This window comes from Streptococcus pseudopneumoniae, assembly GCF_001072925.1.
GTDB classification, from domain to species: domain Bacteria; phylum Bacillota; class Bacilli; order Lactobacillales; family Streptococcaceae; genus Streptococcus; species Streptococcus pseudopneumoniae_Q.
Genome location: NZ_JVHE01000087.1, coordinates 1 through 2,315, shown reverse-complemented (window position 1 = coordinate 2,315; position 2,315 = coordinate 1). Strand labels below are relative to the sequence as shown.

General features: G+C 38.7%; 1 protein-coding gene and 1 pseudogene. Both read right to left on the bottom strand.

What is annotated here, in order from left to right; all coding sequences use genetic code 11:
* Window positions 1–1,835 (bottom strand): annotated as a pseudogene (locus ADH81_RS05180) (hypothetical protein); the annotation flags it as partial.
* A 383-nt stretch (window positions 1,836–2,218) separates the two neighbouring features.
* A partial coding sequence (locus tag ADH81_RS11635) for an LPXTG cell wall anchor domain-containing protein (protein ID WP_152904386.1) occupies window positions 2,219–2,315 on the bottom strand: 97 nt, incomplete at its 5' end.

Genomic DNA, 2,315 nt, shown 5'->3' with positions numbered 1-2,315 from the left:
CCTGGGTTCGCATCTTCGATTGCTTTCTTAACTTTATCTTTTTCTGGTTGTGTTAAGTTTGTTAGATCTTGTACCGGTGTTTTAGTTGGTGCTTGGATTCCTTTTGATTGTGCTTCTACTACTGTTTTATCCGGTGTTAAGGTTGCTTCTGATCCATCATTGAATGTTACTGTAGCTGTTCCGTCATTTCCTACTACTACGTTGGCAACTTTGCCTGGGTTCGCATCTTCGATTGCTTTCTTAACTTTATCTTTTTCTGGTTGTGTTAAGTTTGTTGGATCTGCTACCGGTGTCTTAGCTGGTTCTTTGATTTCACTTGCTTCATTACCTTTTACTTCAAAGGTAACTGTAACTTCTTGTGGAGCTTGTTTGTAGTGTGCTGGGTAAGTAACCACTACTGTTTTTGTATAAGTACCTGGAGTTGTAGCAGTTGGTGCTTGACCGTCTTTCCATGCAAATGTTGTTGCACCACGGTAGTTATTTGGGAATTCTGGTGTTCCTGCTTTATTAGTTACATATTTAGCTGGATCAGCATCAAAGCTTCCACCTACTTTGGCAGTGTACTTCTCTTTGACAGCAACAGCTTGGAACTTGATTTCTTCGATAAAGTTATCTGTGAAACCGGTCATGATATTTGTCGGACCACCGATAAGCCCTGTTCCTTGCATACCTGCCACAAAGTCAAGTGGTTTAGTCTTATCCAAGATTGGGGTATCAAAGGTAATAGTCCACATAACATTACGGATTTTGTTATTATCAGCAGTCAACGTATAAAGAGCTTGCGAACGTTCCGCAGTTTGAGCTGCTACTGCAGCTTCATTACCTTTAATTGCTGGATTCTTAGTTTTCTTGAACAGCTCAGTCAAACGCTTGGTCATTTCAGAACCAGTATAGGTATCCATACGACCCTTTTGACCCATCAAGTATGATCCGTCATTATCTTTCCAGTAATTACGAGTATCAGTGATTTTACCATTTTTATCTTTTTGGACAACACTCCAGTTTGTAGGTGCGCCTACAGAATCTTTTGGAATTGTAAAGTAGACGTATCCACTGGCAGAGTTTCCTTTTTGTCCAGGGTTATCAAGAACTGTCCAATGGATAACATTATTAGCCTTATCCACTTCGTAACTAATTTTTACGTAACCTTCGACGTCTTCTTTGTTGGTATAGTCAAGGTTTTCAGAACCTTCTGTTGCACGTGTCGCTGTTGAACGGGTTGCTGTTGCTCGTGCTGCACGATTAGTACGTGGCTTAGCAACTAAAGAACCATCTTTGATCGTTTGTGCTGCTGTCAAGTTTGCACTTGAGCCATCTGCAAAAGTCACAACTACTGATCCGTCTGCTTGAACTTGGACATCAGTCGCGGTAGGGTTTGCTGCCTTAACAGCTGCTACAACTTTTGCTTTTTCTTCATCAGTAAGTGCTGATGGATCGTATACAACAGTCAATTCTGGTGCTTGGATGCTATCAGCTTCCTTAGCTTTTTCAACTTTATCAGTTGTTGCTACTGCTTCTTCCTTAGAATTTTCAGTAGTTGTAACTGGTTTTTCAGCTTTTTCCTCAGCCACTACTGCAGCTGGAGCCACTGGTGTTGATGGAGCTACTTCTACAGCTGGTGCTGCATAAGTACCATTTCCTTCACCTATAGTTGGCTTAGTTGTCTCCGTAGTAGAACCTGCTTCTGGCTTAGTTTCTACTGTGTCTGCTTTGACTGATGGAGCTACCAATGCTGCCCCAACCGCAAAGACAAGCGAACAACCAAACAAGAAATGTTTTCCTTTTTTGATCATTCGCCAGTTCTTTTGCTCTGCATTTTTACGATTAAAATACATTTGTATATCTCCTTTTGTGTATTTTTTAGCATTGTATATACTACATACATTTTTATTATAAAATATGTACTTAATTTTGTCAAAGAATTATAGAGAAAAGTATTCATAAAATAATTTATTGTTTACTATCTTTTTACTATTTAATTTTTTGGCATATCATGACTGAACAGTATCTAAAAAATGTATTTCACCGAGGTATTTGTTTAAAATCGCACACTTGTTTTATGAACTTATTCATATCTTTCTATGATACCTATTACCATAAAGTACTAGCAACTTTTGATTGCTTTTCTATACAAAAAAACCGTAAGAATTTCTCCTTACGGTTTTTCTAGCAAATCTATAGAATTAAGATTCTTAGCTTGCTTGATCAGAGCAATGGTTTACTCTTCTTCCTCGCGTTTTTTAGCGATGAGAAGTCCTCCTGTCACTGCTGCAAGAAGTGCTAGTCCAAGTGAAGCGTTAGATTGTTTAGTACCA